The organism is Nonomuraea thailandensis (genome assembly GCF_024172165.1).
In the GTDB taxonomy this organism is placed as follows: Bacteria; Actinomycetota; Actinomycetes; order Streptosporangiales; family Streptosporangiaceae; genus Nonomuraea; species Nonomuraea thailandensis.
In genome coordinates, this window is sequence record NZ_JAMZEB010000002.1 from 8341964 (window position 1) to 8367679 (window position 25716).

Genomic DNA, 25716 nt, shown 5'->3' on the forward strand with positions numbered 1-25716 from the left:
TCGGCGGGGAAGGTCATCCGGCTGGCGAAAACCCGCCGTGACACAACCCCGCCATCAAGCCTCACACGTTGCGGCGGTACTGGCCTCCCGCTTCGAACAGGGCGTCGGTGATCTGGCCCAGCGAGCAGTGGCGGGCCGCCTCCATGAGCACGGCGAACGCGTTGCCGTCGGACATCGCCGCCTCCCGCAGCCGGGAGAGCTGGGCAGCCGCCTCGGAGCGGTTGCGCTCGTGGAAGTCGCGCAGCCGCCGCAACTGCGACTGCTTCTCCTCCTCGGTGCCCCTGGCGAGCTCCAGCTTGTGCGGCGCCGGCTCGTCGGTGTCCTTGGTGAACGTGTTCACCCCGACGATGGGCAGGGAGCCGTCGTGCTTGCGCATCTCGTACAGCATGGACTCGTCCTGGATCTTGCCGCGCTGGTAGCCGGTCTCCATCGCGCCGAGCACGCCGCCCCGGTCCGACAGCCGCTCGAACTCGCCCAGCACCGCCTCCTCGACCAGGTCCGTCAGCTCCTCGACGATGAACGCGCCCTGCAGCGGGTTCTCGTTCCTGGCCAGGCCCCACTCGCGGTTGATGATGAGCTGGATGGCCATGGCGCGGCGCACCGAGTCGGCCGACGGGGTGGTCACGGCCTCGTCGAAGGCGTTGGTGTGCAGGCTGTTGCAGTTGTCGTAGACGGCGATCAGGGCCTGGAGGGTGGTGCGGATGTCGTTGAAGTTCATCTCCTGGGCGTGCAGGGAGCGGCCCGAGGTCTGGATGTGGTACTTCAGCTTCTGCGAGCGCTCGCCGGCGCCGTAGCGCTCGCGCATGGCCACCGCCCAGATGCGGCGGGCCACCCGGCCGAGCACGCTGTACTCGGGGTCCATGCCGTTGGAGAAGAAGAACGACAGGTTCGGCGCGAAGTCGTCGATCTTCATGCCCCTGGCCAGGTACGCCTCCACGTACGTGAAGCCGTTGGCCAGCGTGAACGCGAGCTGGCTGATCGGGTTCGCCCCGGCCTCGGCGATGTGGTAGCCGCTGATCGAGACCGAGTAGAAGTTCCTGACGCCGTTCGCGATGAACCACTCCTGGATGTCGGCCATCATCCGCAGGGAGAACTCGGTGGAGAAGATGCAGGTGTTCTGCCCCTGGTCCTCCTTGAGGATGTCGGCCTGGACCGTGCCCCTGACGGTGGCGAGCGTGCGGGCGCGCAGGTCGCGGTCCTCGGCCTCGCCGGGGTCGCGGCCGTGTTCGGCGCGGAAGCGGTCCCTGGCCTGGTCGATGGCGGCGTTGAGGTAGAACGCCAGGATGGTCGGGGCCGGGCCGTTGATGGTCATCGACACGGACGTGTTGGGCGCCGCCAGGTCGAAGCCGTCGTAGAGCGCCTTCATGTCGTCGAGGGTCGCGATGGACACCCCCGAAGTGCCGACTTTTCCGTAAATGTCGGGCCGGACGTCGGGGTCGTTGCCGTACAGCGTGACCGAGTCGAACGCCGTGGACAGCCGGGTCGCGGGCTGCCCCTCCGACAGCAGCTTGAACCGCCTGTTGGTGCGGAACGGGTCGCCCTCACCGGCGAACATCCGGGTCGGGTCCTCGTCGTCGCGCTTGAACGGGAACACGCCGGCGGTGAACGGGAACATGCCCGGCAGGTTCTCGCTCCTGAGGAAGCGCAGCAGGTCGCCGTGGTCGTGGTAGCGGGGCAGCGCCACCCGCGGGATGCGGTTGCCGGACAGCGTCTCCCGCCAGAGCGGGGTGTGGATCTCGCGGTCGCGCACCTTCACGACCAGCTCGTCGGCGGAGTACCGCTCCCTGACGGCGGGCCAGCCGTCGAGCAGCGCGCGGCTCTCCTCGGACAGCTCCCGCTCCACCCGCTCGCTCTCCCGCGCGCCGTCCTCGCTCAGCAGGTCGCGGACGGCGGCGAGCTGCTGGCGGCGGCGCGCCACCTCGGCCTGCGCGAGCGTCTCGGCGTGGTAGGCGCGCACGGTCTCGGCGATGTCGGCCAGGTAGCGGGACCTGGCGGGCGGGACGATCGCGGCCGACGCCTGCGACGTGCGGCCGGCCACCGGGGCGAGCAGCCCGGGGCCGCCGTCACCGGTCGGGAGCAGCGGCTTGAGGTGGTGGTAGAGGGCCGTCACGCCGGCGTCGTTGTAGCGGGCGGCGATGGTGCCGAAGACCGGCATGTCGTCGGGTGACACGCCGAAGGCCTCGCGGTTGCGCACGAGCTGGCGGCGCACGTCGCGCAGGGCGTCCTCGGCGCCGCGCCGCTCGTACTTGTTGATCACGACGGCCTCGGCGAAGTCGAGCATGTCGATCTTCTCCAGCTGTGAGGCCGCGCCGAACTCCGGCGTCATCACGTAGATCGGCACGTCCACGTGCGGCACGATGCCCGCGTCGCCCTGGCCGATGCCCGGCGTCTCCACGATCACCAGGTCGTAGCCGGCGGCCCGGCAGGCGGCGATCACGTCGTCGAGGCAGGCGGGCACCTCGTTGGCCGCGCCCCTGGTGGCCAGGGAGCGGAAGTAGGTCTGGGGGCTCAGGCTGTTCATCCTGATGCGGTCGCCGAGCAGCGCGCCGCCGCCCCGCCTGCGGGTGGGGTCGATGGCGATGATCGCGATGCGCAGCTTGTCGTCGTTGTCGACGCGGAACCTGCGGACCAGCTCGTCGGTGAGCGAGGACTTGCCGGAGCCGCCCGTACCGGTGATGCCGAGCACGGGGGCCTGCCTGCCCGCCGCGCGCAGCCCCTCGGCCAGGCCCTCGGGGGCGCGGCCCGACTCGATGAGGGTGATCGCGCGGGCCAGCGCCGCCTGGTCGCCGGAGACCACGGCCTCCACCGGCGGCGGGTCGCCCAGCTCGACGTCACAGTCCTCGATCAGCTTGTTGATCATGCCGGGCAGGCCGTACCGCTGGCCGTCCTCGGGCGAGAAGATGCGGGTGACGCCGCGCGAGTGCAGCAGCTCGATCTCCTCCGGGACGATCACGCCTCCGCCGCCGCCGTACACCTTGACGTGCCCGGCGCCGCGCTCGCGCAGCAGCTCCACCAGGTAGGAGAAGAACTCCACGTGGCCGCCCTGGTACGAGCTGATCGCCACACCCTGGACGTCCTCCTGGATCGCCGCGGTGACGATCTCGTCCACCGATCGGTTGTGCCCGAGGTGGATGACCTCGGCCCCCTGGGACTGGAGGATGCGCCGCATGATGTTGATCGCCGCGTCGTGCCCGTCGAACAGGGCAGCGGCGGTCACGAAGCGTACTGGGTGAGCCGGGACGTGCACGCCTGATCACTCCTTAGTGGGGCCTCTTCTTCCGAAGATACTAGGACGTCCTACTATTTCCCAAGGGCGTCCGGGGTAGAGGGCCTGACGAGGGGGTGACGCCGATGCGCGCGCTGACGTTCGTGCCAGGTCAGAAGGGCACGCTCGACGTGGAGGAGGTGCCGGACCCGGAGCCGGGGCGGGGTGAGCTGCTGGTCCAGGGGCTGGCCCTGGGCATCTGCGGGACGGACAGGGAGCTGGAGCAGGCCGAGTACGGCTGGCCCCCGCCGGGCAGAGAGCGCATGGTCATCGGCCACGAGTCGCTCGGGCGCGTGCTGGAGTCTCCGGACGGCTCCGCGTTTTCGCCGGGGGACCTGGTGGTGGGCGTGGTCCGCCGGCCCGACCCGGAGCCGTGCGGGGCGTGCGCGCACGGCGAGTTCGACATGTGCCGCAACGGCCGCTACACCGAACGCGGCATCAAGGAGATCGACGGGTACGGCAGCCAGAAGTGGACCGTGGAGGCCGCCTACGCGGTGCGTCTCGACCCCTCGCTGGCGGACGTCGGCGTGCTGGTCGAGCCCGCGTCGGTGGTGGCCAAGGCGTGGGAGCAGATCGAGCGGATCGGCTCGCGCACCTGGTTCGACCCGCACACGCTGCTCGTCACGGGCGCGGGGCCGATCGGGCTGCTGGCCGCGCTGTTCGGACGCCAGCGCGGCATGGAGGTGCACGTGCTCGACCGGGCGCCGCGCGGGCACAAGTCGGACCTGGTGGAGGCGCTCGGCGGGACCTACCACTCGGCCTCTACGCTGGAGCCCTTCGCCAAGGCCAAGCCGGACGTCATCATCGAGTGCACCGGGGCGGGGCAGCTCGTCATCGACTCCATGATCACCACTGCGGCGGCGGGGATCGTGTGCCTGTGCGGGCTGGCTCCGGGAGGGCGTACGCACCGGGTGGACGCGGGGGTGATCAACCGGGACATCGTCCTGGAGAACGACGTCATCTTCGGCACCGTCAACGCCAACCTCCGCCACTACCGCGACGCGGCGGCCGCGCTGGCGGCGGCGGATCGGGGGTGGCTGGAGCGGCTGATCACGCGCCGGATCCCGCTGTCGCGCGCCCTGGAGGCCTTCCAGCCGGACGAGAACGACGTCAAGGCCGTCATCGACCTGACGTCCTAGCGGCACCGCCCGTGGTGCTCAGCTCGGGTCGTAGGGCTTGCGCCGCTTCGGGCCCGGGCGGCCGGCGCCCGCCGGGACCCGCGCCTTCGAGGGGCGCCCGCCCTGCGCGCCGGCCGCGGCCGGACGGGCCTTGGCCTGCGCCTGCGCCTGCTCCGCGAGCGCCGCGTCACCATGCTCCTGCGCCCGCCCGGAGTCCCCGGCCGTCTTCACCAGGAGAGCCTTGTCCTCGCCTGCCCCCGTGAACGGGTTCCTGGGCGAGGGGACCCTCGGCCCCGCCGGAGGCCCGGCCGGGCCGCCACGCCAGGGCAGCCACGGCAGGCGGCGGTGGGAGCCGCGGCGGCGGCCGGTGACGCGCAGCGAGAGCACGATGGTCATGAGCACCATCGCGGCCAATAACGCGGGCGGCGTGCCCAGCACGTCCAGCGGCGACCCGTGCCCGGTCTCGGAGCGGGGCGGCGCGACGAAGGGCCGCTCGGTCGAGCGGATCTCGTCCAGCCGCTCCAGGTTCCCCTTGACCATGCGCGGGATGCCGTATCCGACGACCTTGTCCGTCTCCCTGGTCTTGCGCTTGAGCCAGACCCGATCGACGTTCGCCTCGATGGTGTGGATCTTCTTGCCCTCGACGCGCTCCACGACCCCGACGTGGTCGATGCCCTTGTAGCTCTTGCCGCCACGCCAGTCGAAGAAGACCAGCGCTCCCGGCTCGGGCTGCCGGCTCCAGGCGTTCTGCTGGATGAACCAGGCCGCGTGGGAAGGCGTCCAGGCGAACTCGCCGACGTAGTCGGAGAGGCCGGACTTGTTCGCGGCCCAGGCGAGGAACATGTCGCACCATGGCGCGTCGCGGTACTGGGTGTCTTGGACGCGATCCGCGTACCACTGGCCGAACTTGGTGAACTGGCCGCTCTTCTCCTTGTAGCCGAGTTCCTGCCGCACCGTCTTCAGCAGCTCATCCGCGATCGGGTCCAGGGTGACTCCTCCCAGAAAACCGACAAATCACGATGGACTGTAGTAGCGCCACCGCGGAATTGCGCGTATCACCCGGAAAGTGTCTGGTTGTGAGCCTAAATTGTGGCTATGTGGCTCCTGTGGCCGAGGGGACCGGCTACTACTGCTGTTAGGAGCCGGCGCCCACCCGGTAGACGCCCTCGTCGCCCATCCCGGGAGCGACCACGTCGGCCACGATCACGGTCACGTTGTCCGGCGAGCCACCCTCGTTCGCCAGGTCGATGAGCCGCTGGACGCATGCCGCCGGGTCTGTCACCGTGGTCAGCACTTCGTGCAGCATCTCGGGCCCGAGCACGGTCGTGAGCCCGTCGGAGCAGAGGAGGTAGCGATCATCAGGCTCGGCTTCGCGCAGCGCCATGTCGGGCTCGGCCCTGCCCTCGCTGCCCAGCACCCGCAGCACCATCGAACGGCGGGGGTGCACCGCGGCTTGATCCTCCGTTATCCGGCCTTCGTCCACCATCGACTGCACAAGTGTGTGATCCTTGGTCATCTGGTAGAGCGCGCCATCGCGAAGCAAGTATCCGCGGGAGTCACCGAGATGAGCCAGGGCGAAGTGGTAGCCATCCCACAGCATGGCGGTCACCGTGGTCCCCATGCCCCTGCGCGCGGGGTCGATCTCGGCCAGCTCGACCAGCCTGCGAGCCGCCTCGTGCACGGCGCCCTCCAGGGCCGCCTCCAGATCCGAGCCGGTCTCGGGAAGCGTGGCATCCAGCTCGCGCATGACGGCGATCGCCGCCGAGCTCGCCAGCTCGCCGGCCGCGTGTCCACCCATCCCGTCAGCCACCACGAGCAACCGGCCGCTCGCGTAGCCAGAATCCTCGTTCTGCTCCCTGCGACGGCCCACGTCTGATCCGGCGGCATAGCGGATGTTGTGCTTCATACCCTGCAGTAAATCATTGGTTGAAAGACTTCACAAGCAGATGCGCTGAAGACTCTTGTGAACTACTGTGGGCTCCATGAGCCACGACCCGACCGTGAACGCCGGGGACATCGCCCGGCTCGCAGGTGTCGGGCGTGCCGCGGTGAGCAACTGGCGCCGTCGCCACGACGACTTCCCCCAGCCCGTCGGCGGAACCGCCAACCAGCCGCTGTTCTCGCTGCGGCAGGTCGAGTCCTGGCTGCGGCGCTATGGGAAGTCCTACCAGGTATCGCTGGGAGATCGGGTCTGGCAACGCCTGAAAGCCGCGGGCGATTTGCGGCTGGGTGAGCTGGTCGCCCAGGCCGGATCGCTGCTGACCAGGGCGGACACCGACGGCGGGCTCGACAGCGAGCTGGCCGAGCTCGTCCGCGAGCTGGGCGAGCGGCACGGCGCGTCGGCCGCGTACGAGTTCCTCTGCGAGCGTTACCTCGAAGCCCACTCCCGGCAGCTCTCGGTCACCCGGGAGGACGTCGCCGCGCTGATGGTGCGCCTCGTGGGCGCCGGCGGCGCGACCGTGCTCGACCCGGCCTGCGGCGTCGGCACCCTGCTGCTCGCCCCGGGCGCCCCGGTGCGGGTGCTCGGGCAGGAGCTCAGCGAGACCTCGGCCGCCATCACCGCCTCCAGGCTGCTGCTGCGCGGCGTCGAGGCCACGATCGTGGCCGGCGACACCATGCGGCACGACGGCTTCGCGGGCGAGCGGGCCGACGCCGTGGTGTGCGACCCGCCGTTCAACGAGCGGGCCTGGGGCTACGAGGAGCTGACCGGCGACCCGCGCTGGGAGTACGGGCTGCCGCCGCGCGGCGAGCCCGAGCTGGCCTGGGTGCAGCACTGCCTCACCCACGTCAAGCCGCGCGGCCTGGTCGCCATCCTCATGCCGCCGGCCGCCGCCAGCCGCAAGGCGGGCCGTCGCATCCGGGCCAACCTGCTGCGCGCGGGCGCGCTACGGGCGGTCGTCGCGCTGCCCGGCTCCGACCTCTGGCTGCTGCGCCGCCCGGCGGCCGGTGAGCGGCCGCCGTCCGAGGTGCTCATCCTGGACGCCACGGCCGACCTGTCGGTGGTCGAGCCGGCCTGGCAGGCGTACCTGGAGGACCGTTCCGACCAGACCGTACGCATCATCGACCTGCTGGCCGACGAGGTCGACATGACCCCGGCCCGGCACCAGCGGCACGACGACGTGGGCCGGGCGTTCACCGAGGCCCGCGACCGCTTCCTCGCGGCGGCGGCCGTGCCGCCGGACCTGAAGGTGCTGGAGCAGCCGCTCGACCAGCCCGCGACCACGCTGGGCGACCTGATCAAGGAGGGGCTGGTGACCACGTCGCAGGCCCCGCCCAAGATGTCCGCCGACGGCGGCGACGTGCCGGTCCTGACCGCCGACGACGTGCTCACCGGCGGCGCCCCGTCCGGCCTGGCCGCCGTGCAGCAGGGCCTCGTGCCGCTCCAGCCGGGCGACGTGGTGGCCTCCTACTCGGCCGTGCGGGTGGTGGAGGACGGCGGCGGCGCCGTGCTGGGGCCGCACCTGACGCTGTACCGGGTGGACGCGCGCCGGCTCGACCCCGACTTCCTGGCCGGCTTCCTGCGGGCCGCCGGCGGGCGGGTGACGACCGGCTCCAGCAGGTTCGACGTGCGGCGCACCCGCCTGCCGCGGCTGTCGCTGAAGGAGCAGAAGGCGTACGGCGAGGCGTTCAGGCAACTGGCCGTGCTGGAGGACGCCATCCGTGAGACCTCGACGCTGGGGCAGACGCTGATCCGGCTGGGCCTCGACGGCCTCGCGGACGGGCACCTGCACCCGCAGTCCTGACGGTGTAGTTTTTCCCCGAAAGGCTGCGGGAGGGGCGTTGATGGTCATCGGTGACCGCTATGAGCTCGACGACCTCCCCCTTGGGCAAGGTGGCATGGGCGCCGTCTACGCCGGCCACGACCGCCACCTGGACCGGCGGGTCGCGGTGAAGCTGCTGCGGCTGCCCAGCGGGCCCGATCACGAGCTGGAGCGCAGGTTCATCCGCGAGGCGCGCATCCTGGCCAGGCTGGAGCATCCGGGAGCTCCCGTCCTGTACGACTTCGGCACTCACGAGCAGCGGCTCTACCAGGTGATGCAGTTCATCGAGGGCGTCACGGTGGCCGACGTGGTGCACGAGCACGGCCCGCTGCCGGTGCCGTGGGCGGCGGCGATCGCGGCGCAGGCGTGCGCGGTGCTGTCGGCGGCGCACGCCCTGGCGATCTGCCATCGCGACCTCAAGCCGACCAATCTCATGCTCTGCCCCGACGGCAGCGTGAAGGTGCTGGACTTCGGGCTGGCCATGTTGCGGGAGTCGGACGTCACGACGTTCACCAGGATCGGGCAGATCCTGGGGACTCCGGCGTACATGGCTCCCGAGCAGATCCAGCACGGCGTCGCCGAGCCGCGCAGCGACCTGTACTCGCTCGGGTGCGTGCTGCACGAGATGCTGAGCGGGCGGCAGCTCTTCACCGGCCCGACCGACTACGTGGTCTTCGAGAAGCAGGTCAAGGAGCGGCCGCCGCGGATCCCGGGCCTGCCGGAGCCGCTGAGCGCGTTGCTGGCGCAACTGCTGGAGAAGCAGCCGGACGACCGGCCCGCCGACGCCGAGGAGCTGTACGAGCGCCTCGACCCCTTCGCCGTGGACCTGCCGATGTTGCCCGGGTTCCTGGCCGAGGCGCCGAGCCCGGGCCGCATGTACGCCCGGATGGCCGGACGCGTCCTGACCACCTGACCTCCCCACCGCGAGCCACCGCTAAGGTAAGCCTTGCCTAACAAGGAGAGATCGAATGCGGTGGACGGGACTCGGGCTGTCCCTGGCGGTGCTGGTGGTCACGGCGGCGTTGAGCCTGGCGGTCGGCGCGCAGGCGATACCCATCGGTGAGGTGTGGCAGCAGTTCTGGCACCCCGACGGCGGCGAGACGGCCGCCGTGATCCACGACCTGCGCCTGCCCCGCACGCTGCTCGGCCTCTGCGTCGGCCTGGCGCTGGGCCTGGCGGGCGCGCTCATGCAGGGCCTGACCCGCAACCCGCTGGCCGACCCGGGGCTGCTCGGCGTGAACTCGGGCGCCTCGCTGGCCGTCGTCTGCTCGATCCTGTTCTTCGGGGCGCACGACATGACCACCTGGGTGTGGTTCTCGATGGGAGGCGCGCTGGTGGCGGCCGTGGCCGTGTACGCGCTCGGCGCCCACCACCCCACCCGCCTCGTGCTGGCCGGGTCCGCGATCAGCGCCTCGCTGGTGGCCGCGATCAACGGGGTGCTGGCGCTGGACTCCGGCGTGTTCGACCAGTGGCGGTTCTGGGACGTCGGCGCGCTGGCCGGGCGCTCGCTGGACGTGGTGGCGCAGGTGGCGCCGTTCGTGCTCGTGGGGGCGCTGCTGGCGCTGGGGCTCGGGCGCGGGCTGAACGTGATCGCGCTGGGCGAGCAGACCGGGCAGGCGCTGGGCGTGCGGCTGGGGCGTACCCGGCTGCTGGCCGGAGTGGCGATCACGCTGCTGTGCGGGGCGGCGACGGCGGCGGCCGGGCCGATCGGGTTCATCGGGCTGATGGCGCCGCACGCCGTACGCGCCTTCACCGGGCCCGACCACCGCTGGGTGCTGGCGTACTCGGCCCTGCTCGCCCCCGCGCTGCTGCTGGCCGCCGACGTGCTGGGGCGGGTGGTCGTGCGGCCGGGGGAGCTGGAGAGCGGCATCGTGACCGCGTTCGTGGGCGGGCCGATCTTCATCTATCTGCTGCGGCGGCGCAAGGCGGTGGCGGCGTGAGGACGTTGCGGATCCCGGGGCTGGCGCTGCGCGTCCACGTGCGGGCCTGCGTGGTGATCGGCTGCCTGCTCGCGGCGAGCGCCGCGCTCGCCCTGGTGGCGCTGAGCACCGGCTCGGCCCTGTCCACGGGCGACGCGCTGCGGACGCTCTTCGGGTACGGCGACGCCGCCACCGAGCTGGTCGTCTACACGTTGCGGGCGCCCCGGGTGCTGCTGGCCCTGCTCGTCGGGGCGGCGCTGGGCGCCGGCGGGGCGGTGGTGCAGAGCCTGTCGCGCAACCCGCTGGGCAGCCCGGACATCATCGGCGTGAACGCGGGAGCCGCCGCCGGAGCCGTCCTGATGATCCTCGTCCTCGGGTCCGAGACCGGGCAGGGCGTCTCGCTGGGGGCGCTGGCGTGCGGGCTGGCGGCGGGGCTGCTGGTGTACGCGCTGTCCTTCAGGCGGGGCGTCAAGGGGACGCGGCTGGTGCTGGTCGGGGTGGGGGTGACGGCGATGCTGCACTCGCTGATCGCGTACCTGCTGACCCGGGCCGACCTGTACGAGTCGCAGGGCGCCAAGGTGTGGCTGATCGGAAGCCTCGCGGGGGCGAACTGGGACCGGGTCTGGCCCGTGGCGCTGGCCGTCGCGGCAGGGCTGCCGGTCGCGCTGGGGCTGAGCCGGTCCGCCGCGCTGATGGAGATGGGGGACGCCGCGGCGGGCGCGCTGGGCCTGCGGGTGGAGCGGCTGCGGCTGGTGCTGCTGCTGGTCGCGGTCGGGCTGTCCGGGGTGGCGGTGTCCAGCGCGGGGCCCGTCGGGTTCGTGGCGCTGGCGGCCCCGCAGCTCGCCAGGCGCGTCACCCGGGCGCCCGGTCCCGGGATCGGCTCGTCGGCCGCCATGGGGGCCCTGTTGCTGGCGGCCGCCGACCTGGTGGCCCAGCGGCTGCCCACGCCCGGCCAGCTTCCCGTGGGAGTGCTGACCGGGGGGCTCGGCGGGCTGTACCTGGCCTGGCTGCTGTACCGGGAGTGGCGCCGTTAGCGGGGCAGGGCGGCGAAGGCGGTGATGAGGGCGTCGGCGAGCTCGTTGCGCCAGCAGTAGCGGTCGTGCCCGCCCGCGTACGTGCGGAACGTGCTCGCCTCCCCCAGCCGCTCCCGCAGCCGCTCCGTCGGCCCCGTCAGGGCCCATTCGTCGGTGCCGACCTGAAGGTGCACGGTGGGTGGCGCGGTGCCGGACAGCTCGCTCGTGAGCCACTCCGGTGAAGGGCCGTTGGGCCACCAGAACGAGCCCGACTGCGACACCGCCGCCACGAACCGGTCGGGCCGGCGGTGGGCGGCGTAGACGGCCGCCAGCCCGCCGAAGCTCTGCCCGGCGATCACGGTCGCCCCTTCGTACGGCAGCGCGTCCACGAACTCGGGGTCGCAGGTGAGCCGCCGCGCCCGATCGGGCCCCGACTCCACCAGCCAGGCCGTGACCGGGGGCAGCGCCCCCGCCTCGATGAGGTTGTCGAGCATGACCGGCAGGTCGTCCGCCCAGTGCTCGCCGTCCAGCACGACGAGCGTGGCGCGCGGCGGGCGTAGCGGGTCGTAGCGCCACCCGACGGGGTGGCGGGTGAGCTCGTGCCGCGGCTCGCCGCCCGGGGCGAGCCAGGGCGACGGCGGGGCGGTCTCCGCGATCGAGAAGCCCTGCCAGACCCGCGGGTTGAGCGGGTCGGTGAGCGGGGCGCCGTCCACGGACAGCCGGTACGAGGCACGCCAGCCGGCCGGCACCAGGTACGTGCGGTGCCACAGGTCGCCGGTGCGCTCCATCAGCGCGGCGTCGGTGTCATGGGTCAGCTTGTTGGCCAGCACCCGCACCTCCGCCGCCTGCCCGCGCCACGAGAACGTCACGGCCCGGTGGCCGGCGTCCACCTCGGTCACCAGAGGCGAGACGTCCAGGTCGAGCGTGGGAGCGGGCAGGGTCTGCGGAGGTGCGGGCCTGGGGACCCGCGGCGGGAGATCGCGCATCAGGAGAACTGCTGCTCGATCCGGCCGAGGATGTTGGAGGCGCTGTAGTAGTCGATGCGGAAGGCGTCGGCTCCCAGGTCGTAGACCCGCTCGCCGGTGACCGCGGGCAGGTCCTTCCACAGGGCCTTGGCCTCGGTGGCGGCGATCTGCTCGGCGCTGTGACCGGCGAAGAAGAGCGAGCTGTCGCCGAAGGCCTTGATGACGTTCTCCTGGGAGATGTTCACGATGTCCTTGCGGCCGCCGCCCTCCTTGCTGGACTCGGCGGCCAGGGCCACGTCCACCGGGTGCAGCTTGAAGCCGAGCGCGGTGAGCAGGCCGCCCTGGGCGGAGGCCTCGGTGAAGACCGGGATGTCGGTGTTGTTGTCGCGCAGGATGACGGCGTCCTCGGCGGGAAGCTTGATCTTGGTCTTGACCTCGGCGACGCGCTCGTCGTAGTCGGCGACGACCTTGGCGGCGTTGGCCTCGAGGCCGAGCGCCTGGCCGAGCTTGGTGCTCAGCTCCTGCCAGGTCACGTTGTCGTGCCGGAACAGGATGGTCGGCGCGACGGCCTTGAGCTGGTCGTAGACCTTGGCGGTGCTGTCGGCGCCGGAGGCGCTGCCGACGATGAGGTCGGGCTTGGCCGCGATGACCTTCTCGATGTCGGCCTCGTAACCCTGGTACAGCACGGTCACGCCGGCCTTGGCGGCCGCGTCGGACCACTGCTTGAAGAAGCCGTTGGCGTCGGTGATGGGGCCGGGCGGGGTCGCCTGGGAGGACACGACGGGGGCGCCGATCGCGAGCAGCTGGCCGGTCATCGTGACGCTGGTGGACACGATGCGCTTCGGTGTGGCGGGCACCTCGGTCGTGCCGGCCTCGTGCTGCACCGTACGTGTCGGGCCGCTCTGCGCCGAGGCCCCGGCGGCCTCCTCGCCGCCGGACCCGCACGCGGTGAGGCTGACCGCCGCCAGGAGCGCCGCGAGGCCGGCGCGGATGAGGGATGCCACATCAACTCCAAGTTAGGTATGCCTAATTTCAATTAGGGCAGCCTAACCTAACCCTTAGGTGAGTCCGCCGAGGGGTGCGCCCGCCGCTGAACGCGCTCTCTCGGGTAACCCGGATCGTTATTTAACCTCCGTTGACAGCAGCATGTGAGCACCGGGACTCTCATGAGAGAGCGCTCTCTCACCAGATCCTGCAAGCCTGACCCAGGAGGGTTTCCCATGGCCCCTCGCATTCGGCGGCTCGGCCTGCCGTTGCTCACCGCGTCCGTTCTCGCCCTGGCGACGGCGTGCGGCGGAGGAGGCGGCGGCGGAGGCGACACCGCCACCGAGTCGAGCGCCAAGCCCGGAGAGAAGATCAAGCTGACGGTCGACCTGTTCGGTGACTTCGGCTTCAAGCCGCTCTACGAGGAATACAAGAAGACCCACCCGAACATCGAGATCGTCGAGAACGTCACGCAGTTCAACGACCACCACAGCAACCTGGTCAAGCGGCTGGCCACGAACGCCGGCGCGGGGGACGTCGCGGCGGTCGAGGTGGGCTACATCAGCACGTTCACCGCGCAGCCGGGCAAGTTCACCGACCTCAAGCAGTACGGGCTCGACAAGCGCCAGGCCGACTACCTCGACTGGAAGTGGCAGCAGGGCCTGAGCAAGGACGGCGCGCAGGTCCTCGGCCTCGGCACCGACGTGGGCGGGCTGGCCATGTGCTACCGCAAGGACCTGTTCAAGAAGGCGGGGCTGCCCGAGGACCGCGAGGAGGTGTCGGCGCTCTGGCCGACCTGGGAGCAGTACATCGAGACGGGCAAGAAGTTCGCCGGGGCGAACGTGGCCGGCGCCAAGTTCGTGGACTCCCCCGGTGAGATCTTCCGCGCCATGGTCAACCAGGCGCCCGTCGGCCTGTACGACGCCCAGGACAACATCATCGTCGACTCCAACCCCGACGTGAAGAAGGCCTGGGACCTGTCGAACCGGCTCACCGCCGACGGCCTGACCGCCAAGCTGGCCGCCTTCTCGCCACCGTGGAACACCGGCTTCGCCAAGGGCTCGTTCGCCACGATCATCTGCCCGGCCTGGATGACCGGCTTCATCCAGGAGCAGGCCAAGGACTCGGCCGGCAAGTGGGACATCGCCAACGTGCCCGGCGGCTCCGGCAACAGCGGCGGCTCACACCTGATGGTGCCCAAGCAGAGCAAGCACCCCAAGGAGGCGGCCGAGCTGATCGACTTCCTCACCTCCAAGGAGAACCAGGCCAAGGTCTTCAAGGAGGAGGGCACGTTCCCGTCCATCCCGGCCCTGTACGACGACCCGTCGATCCAGAACTTCACCAAGCCGTTCTTCGGCGACGCCCCCATCGGCAAGATCTACTCCGACGCCGCCAAGGCGCTCAAGCCGCAGCACCTCGGGCCCAAGGAGGCCGACGTGCGCACGGCCATCGGCAACGGCCTCGGCCGCGTGGAGCAGGGCAAGCAGACGCCGGACGAGGCGTGGGCCCAGGTGCTCGAGGACGTCAAGAAGATCAAATGAGCACCCTTCCCCTCGCGGTCACGCGACGGCGTAGGCGCAGCGTGCGGCACACCCTCGACGTGAGGGTGTCGCCGTACGCCTACGTGGCCCCGTTCTTCCTGCTGTTCTGCGCCTTCGGCCTGTTCCCGCTGGTCTACACGGCCTGGGTGAGCCTGCACGAGTGGACGCTGCTGTCCGAGACGCAGGAGTTCGTCGGGCTCGGCAACTACTCGACGCTGCTCGCCGACGCCTACTTCTGGAACGCCACCTTCAACACCCTGTCCATCGGCGTGTTGTCGACCGTGCCGCAGCTCGCGCTGGCCATCTGGCTGGCGCACCTGCTCAACCGGCGGCTGCGGTTCCAGACGCTGTTCCGGATCTCCCTGCTGCTGCCGAACGTCACGAGCGTGGTGGCGGTCGTGGTGATCTTCAGTCAACTCTTCGGCCGGGACTTCGGGCTGATCAACTGGATGCTGTCCTGGTTCGGGGTCGGCCAGATCGACTGGGCGGCCGGCACGGCCAGCTCACACGTCGCCCTCTCAGTGATGATCATGTGGCGCTGGACCGGCTACAACGCGCTGATCTTCCTGGCCGCCATGCAGGCGGTGCCGCGCGAGCTGTACGAGGCCGCGACCCTGGACGGCGCGAGCAACTTCACCCAGCTCCGCCGGATCACGATCCCGATGATCCGCCCGACGATCATCTTCGTGGTCATCGTCTCCACGATCGGCGCCATGCAGATCATCGCCGAGCCCATGCTGTTCGGGCAGAGCAGCGGCGGCGGTGGCGGCATCGCCACGGGCGGCCCCGACCGCCAGTTCCAGACGCTGGCGCTGTTCGTCTACGAGCAGGGCTTCGCGAACTCGACGTTCGACTTCGGCTACGCCTCGGCGGCGTCGTGGCTGATGTTCGTGGCCGTGGTGGTCGTCGCCGGGATCAACTTCCTGATCACCCGCAAGGTGAAGGGAGGTCTGGTGTGAGACTGCGATACCTCACCCTGACCGCGGTGGGCTTCTTCTCGGCGTTCCCGCTCTACTACAGCGTCGTGGTGGCCTCCAGGCACAACTCCGCGCTGGCCGAGGTGCCGCCGCCGCTGATCCCGGGCGGGAACTTCTTCGCCAACGTCTCCCGGGTCTTCGACACCGTGCCGTTCGGGCTGGCGCTGGCCAACTCGTTCATCGTGGCGGGGTCGATCTCGATCGCGGTGATGTTCTTCTCGACGCTGGCCGGGTTCGCCTTCGCCAAGCTGAAGTTCAGGGGCAGGAACATCATGCTGGTGATCACGGTCGCGACCATGATGGTCCCCGCCCAGCTCGGCATCATCCCGCTCTACATGCTCATGGTGAAGCTGGAGTGGACCGGCACCAACTACGCGCTGATCGTGCCCGCGCTGGTCAACGCGTTCGGCGTGTTCTTCATGACGCAGTACCTCTCGCGCGCCCTGCCCACCGAGCTGCTGGAGGCCGGGCGGGTGGACGGCTGCACCACGTGGGGGTTGTTCTGGCACGTCGTGCTGCCCGCCGCGCGGCCGGCGGCGGCGGTGCTGGGCATGCTGACGTTCATGTCGGCCTGGAACGACTACTTCTGGCCGCTGGTCGTGCTCAGCCCGGACAATCCGACCGTCCAGGTGGCGCTGTCGACCCTGGCCAGCGGGTACGTCAACGACTACGTGCTCGGCCTGGCGGGAACGGCGATCGGGACCCTGCCGCTCGTGGCCGTCTTCGCCCTGTTCGGCAAGCAAATCATCGGTGGAATCATGCAAGGAGCTGTTAAGGGATGATCTTTCCCGAGGACTTCGTCTGGGGTGCCGCCACGGCCTCCTACCAGATCGAGGGGGCGGTCAAGGAGGACGGGCGGGGCCAGTCGATCTGGGACACCTTCTCCCACACCCCCGGGAACGTGGCCGACGGCGACACCGGCGACGTGGCCTGCGATCACTATCACCGCTTCCGTGACGACATCGGGCTGATGCGCGAGCTGCGGCTGGGTGCCTACCGGTTCTCGGTGGCCTGGCCGCGCATCCAGTCGGACGGTGAGGGCTCGGTCAACCCCCGCGGCCTGGCGTTCTACGACAAGCTCGTAGATGAACTACTAGCCGCCGAAATTTCGCCTTATGTCACGCTTTATCACTGGGACCTCCCTCAAGCCCTCGAAGACCGCGGCGGCTGGACGAACCGCGACACCGCCTACCGCTTCGCCGACTACGCCGAGGCCGTCCACGCCAAGCTGGGCGACCGCGTATCCGACTGGGCCACGCTGAACGAGCCGTGGGTGGCCGCCTTCCTCGGCTACGGCAACGGCGTGCACGCGCCGGGCCGCCGCCGCCCGGCCGACGCCATGCGCTCGGCCCACCACCTGCTGCTCGGCCACGGGCTGGCGGCCAGGCGGCTGCGCGAGGCTGGCGCGCGCAGCATCATGCTGGTCGTCAACTCCTCCCCGGTGCTCACCCCCGCCCAGGTCAACGACCCGTCGGCGGTGCCCAGCGAGGCGGACGCGGCCTCGGCGCACCGCATCCACACGCTGCTGACCAGGCAGTTCCTCGACCCGGCCGTGTACGGGACGTACCCCGAGGAGGTGCTGGACGCGGCGGCCCGCAACGGCGGGACCGATCACATCCAGGACGGCGACCTGGAGCTGATCAACGCCCCCATCGACCTCGTCGGCGTCAACTACTACAACCCGTGCGTGGTCGAGTCGGGCCCCGGGCTGCCGGCCGACGCCGCGTGGCCGGGCTCGGAGAACGTGCGGTTCGCCACGGCGGACGCGCCCACGACGGCGATGGGCTGGCCGATCGTGCCGGACGGGCTGTCGAGGCTGCTCGTCCGGCTCTCCCAGGACTATCCCCAGGTCGGCCTCATGGTGACCGAGAACGGCGCGGCCTTCGACGACGTCGTGCAGGACGGCCGGGTGCACGACGACGAGCGGGTGGCGTACCTGGACGGGCATCTGCGCGAGGTGCACCGGGCCATCGAGGCGGGCGCGGACCTGCGGGGCTACCTGGTGTGGTCGCTGCTCGACAACTTCGAGTGGGCCGAGGGTTACCGGCGGCGCTTTGGCATCGTGCACGTGGACTACGCGACGCAGGAGCGGGTGCCCAAGGACAGCGCGCTGTGGTACCGGGACGTGATCGGCAGGAACGGCCTGTAGATTCTTGGACGTGCTCTCCCTCCTGGTGCAGACATGAGACGCCCGACCCTTGAGGCGGTCGCCGCCCGCGCGGGCGTTTCGCGCGCCACCGCCTCCCGGGTGGTCAACGGTCAGACGACGGTGGCGCCGCACATCCGCGACGCCGTGCTGCGCGCGATCGACGAGCTGGGCTACGTTCCCAACTCCGCCGCGCGCAGCCTGGTCACCCAGCGCACCGACTCCGTGGCCCTGGTCGTCAGCGAGCCGGGCACCCGGGTCTTCTCCGAGGACCCGCTGTTCTCCACGGCGATCAGGTCCGCCTCGGTGGAGCTGGAGGCGATCAACAAGCAGGTCGTGCTGATGCTCGCGTCCTCGCCCAAGAGTCACGCCAGGGTGGAGCGTTACATCTCCGGCGGCCACGTCGACGGCGTGATGCTGCTGTCGATGCACGGCGCCGACCCGCTGCCGGCCGCGCTGTCGCGGCTGCGCGTGCCGGTCGTCTCGTACGGGCGGCCGGCCGTGCCGGTGGACATCCCGTTCGTCGACAACGACAACGTCGGCGGGGCCGAGGCCGGGGTGCGGCGCCTGGTGGAGACGGGGCGGCGCAGGATCGCCACCATCGCCGGGCCACAGGACATGATCGCCGGCCAGGACCGGCTGTCCGGCTACCGCAACGTGCTGCGCGACTCCGACCGCCGCTCGATCGTGGCGGTGGGCGACTTCACCCGCGAGTCGGGCGCGGTCGCGATGCGCCAGCTCCTCGGCGACGATCCGGCGCTGGACGCCGTGTTCGTGGCCAACGACCTGATGGCGGTCGGGGCGTTGCAGTCGCTGCGGCAGGCCGGGCGGCGGGTGCCCGACGACGTGGCGGTGGTGGGCTTCGACGACATCGAGGCGGCCAAATACACCGAGCCGCCGCTGACGACGCTCCGGCATCCGGTCGTCGAGCAGGCGGCGGCCATGGTCAGGCTGCTGCTCAACCTGTTCGAGGGCGGGCCGAGCGAGCCGATCATCCTGCCCACGGAGTTGGTGATCAGGGAGTCGGCCTAGCCGATCTGGCAAATAATCATGGTGCTGCCCCCCATCGAAGGGAACCGCACATGAGACGAGTCCTCCTGGCGTTATGCGTCGTCACCAGCCTGCTCGCGATCACGAGCCCCGCGCGGGCGGACGTCACGGGGCCGCCCGTGCTGAACGCGCCGGTGTTCAACGACCCCACCGCCGACTCGGGCGTGGCCGGCGTCCCCAGCGCCGCGCAGTCGGCCGTCATGGACCAGCTCATCCGGCTGATCAAGGCCACGCCGCAGGGCGCGGAGATCCGCTTCGTCAACCACCAGTTCTCCCCCGGCCAGCGGTCGAGCGAGGTCGCCGACCAGCTCGTCGCCGCGCACCAGCGCGGCGTGCAGGTCAAGGTCATCCTCGACAGCATGGAGAACGGCGCCAACGACGCCGTCACCGCCACCCTCGCCGCCGCGCTCGGCACCTCCGAGTCCGCGGGCTCCTGGGTGATCCGCTGCGAGTATCCCGACGAGTCGGCCGTCGATCGCGGCTGCATCGGCCGCAACTACCTGCACAGCAAGTTCGCGCTGTTCTCCAGCGTGGTGGCCGGCGGCGTCAGCCATCCCAACGTGGTCTTCCAGACCTCCTCGAACCTGTCCGACTGGTACCTGTACAACTCCTACAACGACGCCTACACCTTCACCGACGCCACCGTCTACAACGCCTACCGCACCTACTTCGCCGACCTTCAGGCGGGACGGCGCAAGGCGGTGAACCCCGGCTACTACTGGACCTCGCCGACCGGCACCACCCACCGGGCCACCTTCTTCCCCCGCCCGGTCTCCGACCCCGACCCCATCGTGTCCGTCCTCAGGCTCATCGAGTGCAGCTACCAGGACGAGGCGGGGGTGACGCGGCAGACCGACATCCGCATGGCGCTCACCGCGTTCAACAAGAACCGGCTGGCCATCGCGAACGAGCTGGTCCGGCTGCGCGGCGAGAACTGCTGGGTGGACATCGTGTACTACGAGAACGCGGCGGGCGCCACCACCAAGAACGTGGACGACACGATCCGGCAGGCGCTGGCCAGGACCGTGAACGGGCGGGCCATCCAGGTCACGCCGTGCCGGTTCAGGGTGGGCACGCGGGACGTGGTCACGCACAACAAGCTCATGATGATCGACGGGTTCTACGACGACGACATCACTCCGCGGGTCTACACGGGCAGCGCGAACTTCACGTACATGGAGAACGCGGACGACGCGTTCGTGCGGATCTCCGGCCGGGCCGTCCACGACCGGTACCTGTCCTGGTTCTACGGGCTGCGCAGCGCCTGTAGACAATAGGGGACATGATCTCCCGCAGCGCCGCCGTGTCCGCCGCCGTCGCCGTCGCGCGGGAGCACGGGGTGCGGGTGCTGGAGCCGGTGGTGCTGAACGACTCCTTCAACCTCCGGATCCTGCTGCGGCCCGCGCCCGTCGTGGCGCGGGTGCCCACCACCACGGCCCTCGGCCGGCCCGACCCGGCCGAGGCGCTGGGGCGGGAGGTGGCGGTCGTGTCGTACCTGCACGGGGCGGGCGCGCCGGTCGTGCCGCCCAGCGAGCTGCTGCCCCCCGGCCCCCACCGGCGGGACGGGGTCGCGATGTCCTTCTGGGCGCACGTCCGGCACGACCCCGGTCAGGCGGTGCCGCCCGAGGTGGCCGGGCGGATGCTGGCGGAGCTGCACGAGGCGTTGCGCGGCTTCCCCTGCGAGCTGCCCCGGCTGGGGCCGGTGCTGGACGAGCCCGCGCGGCTGCTCGACCTGCTGGCGCGGCCGGGCTCCCGGCTGGTCGGGGACGGCGAGCTGGCCCGGCTGCGGGAGGCGCACGCCACGCTGGCGCAGCGGCTCGGCGGGCCGGTGCGGGCGGTGCACGGGGACGCGCATCCCGGCAACCTGCTCGCCACGCCCGGCGGGCTGCTCTGGAACGACTTCGAGGAGTGCATGGCCGCGCCCGTGGAGTGGGATCTGGCGTGCCTGCTGCGCACGACGCGGCTCGACGGGCGGGCTGCCGTGCGGGCGTACGGGGCCGATCCCGACGGGCCCGGGTTGCGGGCGTTCCTGGCGGCGCGCGGGCTGCAGGGCACGCTGTGGGTGCTGGCCAGGGCGCTGCGCTTCCCCGACCAGGCCGACCGGGCCCGTGCGGTGCTGCGGACCTGGCTGGACGACCCCAGCGGAGCCACCCGCTGAGCTCGGCTCATCCGCGGCTCACCCGCATCGCACCCGATCTCACCCGCGTCTCACACGCGTCTCACACTCGTCTCACACTCGTCTCACACGCGGAAGACGCGGAGCTGGAGAGCGAGCGTGGAGTAGTAGCCGACCAGCGTGGTCAGCTCGAACAGCTCCCGCTCCCCCAGCACCGCGTACTCCTCCTCGTCCAGATCCCCCTCGGCCACCAGAGCGCGGGCCACGCGCAGCACCGCCGCCTCGGCCGGGTCGGCGAGGGTCAGGGGCGAGCCGTCGCGCAGCGCCTGGAGCTGCTCCTCGGTGAATCCCAGCTCGCGGGCGATCGGCTCGTGCGCGGCCCGCTCGAACGCGCTGTCCTGGTGCCCGGCCACGACCAGGATCGCCAGCTCCCGCGCCCGGCCGGTGAGCGTGGAGCGGTAGCGGATGGCGGCCCCGAGCTCCTGGAGCGGGTCGCCGAGGGGCGGGCTGAGCAGCATCGCGTTGAACGGCCCGGTGAGGCCGCCCTCCCCGTCGACCATGAACCGGCCGCGCGGGCCTGAGGTGATCTTGTCGTGGAGCGCCCGGGCCTCCGGGTCCAGCTCCTCCGGTGGGGTCCTGCGCAGGCGTGCCATCCCGCGATCGTAACCGGCCCTTCTCGGCGCCCCCGGCGAGGTGTTCTGTGGAGGCATGACGGTGATGTCCACGAAACGGCTGGAGCTGCGTCCCGCCGGGCTGCGCGATCTCGGCGCGCTCGTGCGGCACTGGAACGACCCGCAGGTCAGGCGCTACCTGTTCGACGACAGGGAGGTCGATCCCCGGCTGGCCGGAAGGCTGCTGCGCGACAGCGAGGCCGACTTCGCGCGGCGCGGGTACGGGCTGTGGCAGGTCTTCCTGGAGGGCGTGCTCATCGGGGTGTGCGGGCTGCGGCGGCACGGCGAGGAGCGGGTGGAGATCCTCTACAGCCTGGATCCCGGGTACCGGGGCGCCGGGCTGGCCGCCGAGGCGGCCCAGGCGGTGCTCGCGGCAGGGCGGCGGGCCCGGCTGAAGGAGATCCTCATCGAGACCGACGACGGGAACGTGACCTCCCAGCGGCTGGCCGAGCGGCTGGGCGCGGTGTTCGAGGGGGTGGAGGGAGGGTTGCGGCGCTATGTGGTGACGCTGACACCCTGACCGGCTGATCACGTCTTCGCGTCGCCGGAGCCCTCCTGGGTGCTGTGCATCGCCGTGAGCGTCTCCTGGACGGTGAGGGTGATGATCTCGTCGTCGCGGGTGGTGAGCGTGCGGGAGCGGCGCAGCTCGGTGCGGACCGTGCGGGTGACGACGTCCGCCGACGGGGTGTCCGTCTTCTTCCTGAGGTCGCGGTAGACGGTCCAGGCCAGGGCGGCGGCGCTGACGATCAGGGAGGCCAGGGCGACCGGGTCCACGTACTGGTCGGGGCGGCGGGCTCGCAGGGCGGTCTCCACGTCGGCGGTGAGGCCGAGGCTGCGGGCGACGGCTCTGGCACCCTCGGCCACCGGGTCGGGCACTGGGTCGGGCACTGGGTCGGGCACGTCAGCTCCTTCTCAGGGTGTCCAGCGATCTGTGCTCGCGGTCGATGTCCGCGCGCATGTCCAGCGACCGCGCGAGGTCGAGCGCCCGGGTGAACCACTGCTCCGCCTCCTGCGGCCGGCCGAGCTGCACCGCCATGACCCCGAGCTGGTGGTAGTTGGCGACGAGGTGGCCGCCGCGATCGAGCTCCTCGTTGACGGTCAGCGCCGCGAGATACCACCGCTCCGCCTCGGCCCAGCGTCGTCGCTCCTGCGCCAGCAGGCCGAGCTGGTGGTAGGTGACGGCGGCATGCGGCCGGTCGCCGGTGTCCTCGTGGACGGCCAGGGACCGGCGATACCACCGCTCGGCCTCGTCCCACCGCTCGCGCTCCTGCGCGAGCACGCCGAGCTGGTGGAAGCAGGCGGCCGTGCCGGCCCGGTCGCCGAGCTCCTCGCCGATGGCCAGCGCCTTGCGGAACCAGCGCGCGGCCTCCTTCCAGCGCCCCCGCTCCTGCGCGCACCGGCCGAGCTGGTGGTAACACCTGCCCAGGCCCGCCCGCTCGCCGCGCTCCTCGTCGATGGCCATGGACGTGCGGTACCACCGCTCGGCCTCGTCCCAGAGCGCCCGCTCCCCCGCCACCACACCGAGCTGGTGGTACAGGCCCGATAACACCCGTTGCCGGTCGGGGCTCGGCGGTTGCCGCTCAAGGTGATCGAGGAGCGCCGTGTACGTCTCGTGGGCCTGGCCGATCCGCTGGGCGAGCACCGATCTGGCCGCCTCGGCGCTCACCACGAAGGCCCAGCATCGACCGGCGGCGCTGCCCAGATCGGGCGGGCTCCCGTCAGCGCCTTCCAGCGCCAGCCGCATGCGGTCGGCCCAGCCCTGCGCCTCCTCGCTGGACCCGCGAATCTCCCAGTACCTGTCCAGCGTCTGGGCGATGCACTGGGCGCGGTCCCAGATCTCCTGCTCGATGGCGTGGGCGAGCATGCTGCCGAGGTTGCGCGCGTGCACCTGCGTGAGCAGGACGCCCGCCCTGGCGCTGCCGCCCGACAGCTCCGGCAGCAGGTAGTCGGCCAGCGCGGAGCAGGTCTGCAACATCGCGTCGAGAGCGGCGGCGTGCTGCTCCGCGAAGGAGCCCTCGGCCCGCCAACGCTGGAGGAGAAATGCGGGCAGAGCTGGATGGATCCGGTACATCCCCCTGCCGAACCGGGTGAGCAGCCCGACGGCGGCGGCGCCGTCCAGGATCCGCGTCCAGTCGCCGGACGTCAGCCCGCGTACCCGTTCCAGCACGTCGGGGATCCCCGACAGCCACTCCAGCAGGTTCGCGTCCACCACGCCGTGGAAGAGCGCGACCACGACCAGGGCCCGCTGGTCGGCCTCGGGCAGGCGCTCGAAGGAGTAGCCGATGCTGGCCGCGAGCGAGGCCAGGCGATCCCCGCCGGCCGGCCCCGGCAGCGGCACGGCGCCGCGCAACCCGGCGAGCAGGGCGGCCGGGCCGGTGGTGGCCAGGTGGGGCAGGACGAGACGCATGCTGAGCGGGTGGCCGTCCAGCCACTCCATCAGCTCGGCGAACGCGGGGCTCTCGCGCCGCCTCCCGGCCTCCGGGAACGGTTCGAGGAGGTGGTCGGCGTACAGGACGGCCTCGTCGGCGCTCAGCCCGTCCACCTCGACGCGCCGCAGGTCGCCGAGCCACTCCTCGGGGTTGCGGCTGGTGATCAGGACCGGGCCGGCCTCGTGCAGGAAGTGCCTGAGCCCGTCCAACTCGGTGGTGGACAGCGGTGGCGTGAGCGGGTCGGGCATCGTGTGCACGGACTCGAAGTTGTCCCAGATCAGCAGCAACCGCCGCTCGCGCAGCAGCCGGCGCACCGCCGCGAGGCGCTGCCCGGCGTCCCTGCGCGCGAAGTCCGTCCCGAAGACCCGCAGGCCGACCTCGTCGACCACGCCGCTCAGCCCGAACGAGGCGACTCCCGGCTCGAAGGAGTGCCAGATCACCCAGTCCGGCCGATCGACCCCGCCCGTGTCCCGCCACCAGCGCCCGAACGCCTTGGCCAGCTCCGTCTTCCCGGCGCCGCCCGGGCCGTGCAGGATCACCACCCGCTGCAGGCGGGCGGCCGATTCGAGCGTGTGGAACAGGTCGTCGCGGCCCACGAACGCGCCGACCGGGGCCAGGTCGTCGTCCGAGGACGGCTCCTCGTGCGGCTGGTCGAGCAGGTCGTGCAGGGACGCGCCCGTGCGTTCGGTGCGGAGATCGGGGAAGCTCACGTCGCGCCGCAGGTAGTGGACGGGCACCAGCCAGTCCTCCAGCGGCAGCCTCCCCTTGGGGCTGGGACGTCCGTCGCGCAGCGCCAGACGGGCACGGCCGGCCGTCACGGCGTCGGCGATCCGGTCGCCGGCGAACAGGCGCTCGTAGAAGGCGGCCATGAACTCGGCCGCCGCGACCGCGTACACGCTGTAGGCCATCGCCACCACGGACGCGGCCCCGCCCTGCGCCAGGTGGGTCGCGACCTGCGCGGACCGGCAGGCGTTGAGCACCACCACCGGCACGCGTCCCTCCGACAGGACCTGCGCCACCTTCTCCGCGGGCACCCGGTCCGGTCCTCCGCTCTCCTGCTCGAACACGACCGCCCCGTCCGAGGCGCCGTGACCGTCGAAGTGCACCACCTGGAAGGGCTCTTCCCGCAGCGTCCGGCGGAGCCGGTCGAGAGTGGGCGGGCGCAGCACGACCAGGTCGACGTTGCCGCGTACCGCGTCGAGCATGCCGAGGAGCGGGCGGGCGATCATCCGGTAGCCCACGTCGTCCCGCCCTTCCGGGCGGGAGATCACTATCAGCACCCGCAGCCGCCCCTCGGCGGCGGGGAACGACCCGCTCAGGTCCTGTACGGGCAGGCTGCGCGTCACCGCGACGCCGTCGAGCACGATCGGCCGCTGCCTGCCGGGATCGCGCATCAGCTCCCACGGCAGCTCCAGCCACCGCGCGGAGGCGGACCGGATCACCACCTCGACCTGGCCGCCCCCGGCCCGCGCCACCGCGTAGGCGGCCCGCGCCTCGGGCGTGCCGAAGACCGCGTGGAACAGGCCCTCCCCCCACGCCGCCAGCCGGGCCGCGATGCCGGAGCCGCGGCCGGCGTACACGGCGTAGGGGTGGTTGAGGTACTCCTCCAGATACCAGCGGAGGTCTTCGAGCGAGCCCTGGTCGAGCGGCAGCACCAGCGGGGCCGGCTCGCCGACGCGCTGCGGCAGCTCGCCGGCCTGCCACATGGACAACGACAGCAGCCCGCCGTCCGCGATGTCCACCAGCAACCGATCGATCATC

The 25716-nt window shown here is 71.4% G+C and carries 21 protein-coding genes; 13 read left to right on the forward strand and 8 right to left on the reverse strand.

What is annotated here, in order from left to right; translation table 11 throughout:
• Positions 1-61 precede the first annotated feature (61 nt).
• Positions 62-3247, reverse strand: coding sequence for a fused isobutyryl-CoA mutase/GTPase IcmF (gene icmF / locus HD597_RS42050; protein ID WP_253750648.1), 3186 nt, complete (start codon positions 3245-3247; stop codon positions 62-64).
• Between the two features lie 104 nt (positions 3248-3351).
• Between icmF and HD597_RS42055 the strand changes: the two genes are divergently transcribed.
• Positions 3352-4404: a glucose 1-dehydrogenase gene (locus HD597_RS42055; RefSeq protein ID WP_253750651.1), complete on the forward strand. Its 1053-nt coding sequence runs from the start codon at positions 3352-3354 to the stop codon at positions 4402-4404.
• A gap of 18 nt (positions 4405-4422) precedes the next feature.
• On the opposite strand, the gene HD597_RS42060 is transcribed toward HD597_RS42055, so the two are convergent.
• Both HD597_RS42060 and HD597_RS42065 read right to left on the reverse strand, forming a co-directional pair.
• On the reverse strand, positions 4423-5337 hold the full coding sequence (locus HD597_RS42060; RefSeq protein WP_253750654.1) for a CHAP domain-containing protein: 915 nt from the start codon (positions 5335-5337) through the stop codon (positions 4423-4425).
• A gap of 181 nt (positions 5338-5518) precedes the next feature.
• Positions 5519-6289: a PP2C family protein-serine/threonine phosphatase gene (locus HD597_RS42065; protein WP_253750657.1), complete on the reverse strand. Its 771-nt coding sequence runs from the start codon at positions 6287-6289 to the stop codon at positions 5519-5521.
• Positions 6290-6365: 76 nt separating this feature from the next.
• Between HD597_RS42065 and HD597_RS42070 the strand changes: the two genes are divergently transcribed.
• Genes HD597_RS42070 through HD597_RS42085 form a run of 4 tightly spaced genes read left to right on the forward strand, consistent with a single transcriptional unit; the run spans position 6366 to position 11097 of the window.
• Positions 6366-8126, forward strand: a complete 1761-nt coding sequence (locus tag HD597_RS42070; protein WP_253750660.1) for an N-6 DNA methylase — start codon at positions 6366-6368, stop codon at positions 8124-8126.
• Positions 8127-8166: 40 nt separating this feature from the next.
• Positions 8167-9057 (forward strand): serine/threonine-protein kinase, encoded by an 891-nt coding sequence (locus HD597_RS42075; protein WP_253750665.1) that lies wholly within the window; start codon positions 8167-8169, stop codon positions 9055-9057.
• Between the two features lie 55 nt (positions 9058-9112).
• On the forward strand, positions 9113-10084 hold the full coding sequence (locus tag HD597_RS42080) for a FecCD family ABC transporter permease (RefSeq protein WP_253750668.1): 972 nt from the start codon (positions 9113-9115) through the stop codon (positions 10082-10084).
• On the forward strand, positions 10081-11097 hold the full coding sequence (locus HD597_RS42085; protein WP_253750671.1) for a FecCD family ABC transporter permease: 1017 nt from the start codon (positions 10081-10083) through the stop codon (positions 11095-11097). The genes HD597_RS42080 and HD597_RS42085 overlap by 4 nt, the downstream gene beginning before the upstream one ends.
• Here the strand turns inward: HD597_RS42085 and HD597_RS42090 are convergent.
• Together HD597_RS42090 and fepB are read right to left on the reverse strand one after the other, a co-directional pair.
• Entirely contained in the window at positions 11094-12062 is a 969-nt protein-coding gene (locus HD597_RS42090; protein WP_253750674.1) for an alpha/beta hydrolase-fold protein, read from the reverse strand. The two genes, HD597_RS42085 and HD597_RS42090, sit on opposite strands and share 4 nt — an antisense overlap.
• Positions 12062-13045: a Fe2+-enterobactin ABC transporter substrate-binding protein gene (gene fepB, locus HD597_RS42095; protein ID WP_253750677.1), complete on the reverse strand. Its 984-nt coding sequence runs from the start codon at positions 13043-13045 to the stop codon at positions 12062-12064. The genes HD597_RS42090 and fepB overlap by 1 nt, the downstream gene beginning before the upstream one ends.
• 216 nt (positions 13046-13261) lie before the next feature.
• On the opposite strand from fepB, the gene HD597_RS42100 reads away from it, so the two are divergent.
• Genes HD597_RS42100 through HD597_RS42130 form a run of 7 tightly spaced genes read left to right on the forward strand, consistent with a single transcriptional unit; the run spans position 13262 to position 20897 of the window.
• Complete coding sequence (locus HD597_RS42100; protein ID WP_253750680.1) at positions 13262-14566, forward strand: ABC transporter substrate-binding protein; 1305 nt, start codon at positions 13262-13264, stop codon at positions 14564-14566.
• Positions 14563-15525 carry a carbohydrate ABC transporter permease gene (locus HD597_RS42105; RefSeq protein WP_253750684.1) on the forward strand — a complete coding sequence of 321 codons (963 nt, stop codon included), beginning with the start codon at positions 14563-14565 and terminating at the stop codon, positions 15523-15525. The genes HD597_RS42100 and HD597_RS42105 overlap by 4 nt, the downstream gene beginning before the upstream one ends.
• Positions 15522-16325 (forward strand): carbohydrate ABC transporter permease, encoded by an 804-nt coding sequence (locus HD597_RS42110; RefSeq protein WP_253750687.1) that lies wholly within the window; start codon positions 15522-15524, stop codon positions 16323-16325. Before HD597_RS42105 ends, HD597_RS42110 begins: the two co-directional genes overlap by 4 nt.
• Positions 16322-17692 (forward strand): GH1 family beta-glucosidase, encoded by a 1371-nt coding sequence (locus HD597_RS42115; RefSeq protein ID WP_253750701.1) that lies wholly within the window; start codon positions 16322-16324, stop codon positions 17690-17692. The genes HD597_RS42110 and HD597_RS42115 overlap by 4 nt, the downstream gene beginning before the upstream one ends.
• Before the next feature lie 33 nt (positions 17693-17725).
• The gene (locus tag HD597_RS42120) at positions 17726-18721 is read left to right on the forward strand and encodes a LacI family DNA-binding transcriptional regulator (protein ID WP_253750704.1); all 996 of its coding nucleotides are present in this window, start codon (positions 17726-17728) and stop codon (positions 18719-18721) included.
• 50 nt (positions 18722-18771) lie between these two features.
• Positions 18772-20016: a phospholipase D-like domain-containing protein gene (locus HD597_RS42125; protein WP_253750707.1), complete on the forward strand. Its 1245-nt coding sequence runs from the start codon at positions 18772-18774 to the stop codon at positions 20014-20016.
• A gap of 5 nt (positions 20017-20021) precedes the next feature.
• The gene (locus tag HD597_RS42130; RefSeq protein WP_253750710.1) at positions 20022-20897 is read left to right on the forward strand and encodes an aminoglycoside phosphotransferase family protein; all 876 of its coding nucleotides are present in this window, start codon (positions 20022-20024) and stop codon (positions 20895-20897) included.
• An 83-nt stretch (positions 20898-20980) separates the two neighbouring features.
• Here HD597_RS42130 and HD597_RS42135 read toward each other — a convergent pair whose 3' ends face one another.
• Positions 20981-21508, reverse strand: a complete 528-nt coding sequence (locus HD597_RS42135) for a carboxymuconolactone decarboxylase family protein (protein WP_253750713.1) — start codon at positions 21506-21508, stop codon at positions 20981-20983.
• Between the two features lie 64 nt (positions 21509-21572).
• Between HD597_RS42135 and HD597_RS42140 the strand changes: the two genes are divergently transcribed.
• Positions 21573-22046 carry a GNAT family N-acetyltransferase gene (locus HD597_RS42140; RefSeq protein WP_253750716.1) on the forward strand — a complete coding sequence of 158 codons (474 nt, stop codon included), beginning with the start codon at positions 21573-21575 and terminating at the stop codon, positions 22044-22046.
• 8 nt (positions 22047-22054) lie between these two features.
• Here HD597_RS42140 and HD597_RS42145 read toward each other — a convergent pair whose 3' ends face one another.
• Positions 22055-22426: a hypothetical protein gene (locus HD597_RS42145; RefSeq protein ID WP_253750719.1), complete on the reverse strand. Its 372-nt coding sequence runs from the start codon at positions 22424-22426 to the stop codon at positions 22055-22057.
• Position 22427: 1 nt separating this feature from the next.
• Positions 22428-25715 (reverse strand): tetratricopeptide repeat protein, encoded by a 3288-nt coding sequence (locus HD597_RS42150; RefSeq protein WP_253750723.1) that lies wholly within the window; start codon positions 25713-25715, stop codon positions 22428-22430.
• Between the last annotated feature and the right edge of the window lies 1 nt (position 25716).

Coding starts and splice junctions, on each gene's coding strand:
- HD597_RS42055 (WP_253750651.1), top strand. CDS start 3,352: ATGCGCGCGCTGACGTTCGTGCCAGGTCAGAAGGGCACGCTCGACGTG.
- HD597_RS42065 (WP_253750657.1), bottom strand. CDS start 6,289: ATGAAGCACAACATCCGCTATGCCGCCGGATCAGACGTGGGCCGTCGC.
- HD597_RS42070 (WP_253750660.1), top strand. CDS start 6,366: ATGAGCCACGACCCGACCGTGAACGCCGGGGACATCGCCCGGCTCGCA.
- HD597_RS42075 (WP_253750665.1), top strand. CDS start 8,167: ATGGTCATCGGTGACCGCTATGAGCTCGACGACCTCCCCCTTGGGCAA.
- HD597_RS42080 (WP_253750668.1), top strand. CDS start 9,113: ATGCGGTGGACGGGACTCGGGCTGTCCCTGGCGGTGCTGGTGGTCACG.
- HD597_RS42090 (WP_253750674.1), bottom strand. CDS start 12,062: ATGCGCGATCTCCCGCCGCGGGTCCCCAGGCCCGCACCTCCGCAGACC.
- HD597_RS42100 (WP_253750680.1), top strand. CDS start 13,262: ATGGCCCCTCGCATTCGGCGGCTCGGCCTGCCGTTGCTCACCGCGTCC.
- HD597_RS42105 (WP_253750684.1), top strand. CDS start 14,563: ATGAGCACCCTTCCCCTCGCGGTCACGCGACGGCGTAGGCGCAGCGTG.
- HD597_RS42115 (WP_253750701.1), top strand. CDS start 16,322: ATGATCTTTCCCGAGGACTTCGTCTGGGGTGCCGCCACGGCCTCCTAC.
- HD597_RS42120 (WP_253750704.1), top strand. CDS start 17,726: ATGAGACGCCCGACCCTTGAGGCGGTCGCCGCCCGCGCGGGCGTTTCG.
- HD597_RS42125 (WP_253750707.1), top strand. CDS start 18,772: ATGAGACGAGTCCTCCTGGCGTTATGCGTCGTCACCAGCCTGCTCGCG.
- HD597_RS42130 (WP_253750710.1), top strand. CDS start 20,022: ATGATCTCCCGCAGCGCCGCCGTGTCCGCCGCCGTCGCCGTCGCGCGG.
- HD597_RS42135 (WP_253750713.1), bottom strand. CDS start 21,508: ATGGCACGCCTGCGCAGGACCCCACCGGAGGAGCTGGACCCGGAGGCC.
- HD597_RS42140 (WP_253750716.1), top strand. CDS start 21,573: ATGTCCACGAAACGGCTGGAGCTGCGTCCCGCCGGGCTGCGCGATCTC.
- HD597_RS42150 (WP_253750723.1), bottom strand. CDS start 25,715: ATGATCGATCGGTTGCTGGTGGACATCGCGGACGGCGGGCTGCTGTCG.